Source organism: Streptomyces sp. DH37 (assembly GCF_029813835.1).
GTDB lineage: Bacteria > Actinomycetota > Actinomycetes > Streptomycetales > Streptomycetaceae > Streptomyces.
On record NZ_JARVKV010000264.1, the window covers coordinates 1 to 257 of the forward strand.

Here is a 257-nt window from a genome sequence, read left to right on the forward strand (position 1 = left end):
GTGGGCGGGGTTGTGGGATCTCTGATCAGTCGTCTGCCGGCGGCTGGGCGAGTCAGAAACCGTTGATGTAGGCGAAGGGCATGCGAAAGGCCCGGCGTAGAGGGTAAGACCCCCGTAGCCGAAACATCGGCGGCTCGTCTGAGAGACACCCAAGTAGCACGGGGCCCGAGAAATCCCGTGTGAATCTGGCGGGACCACCCGCTAAGCCTAAATATTCCCTGGTGACCGATAGCGGATAGTACCGTGAGGGAATGGTG

Annotated in this window: 1 rRNA gene; it reads left to right on the top strand. The window is 60.7% G+C overall.

Annotation, left to right across the window (positions count from 1 at the left end):
• Positions 1-257: ribosomal RNA gene (locus QC029_RS31495) — 23S ribosomal RNA — on the top strand; the annotation flags it as partial.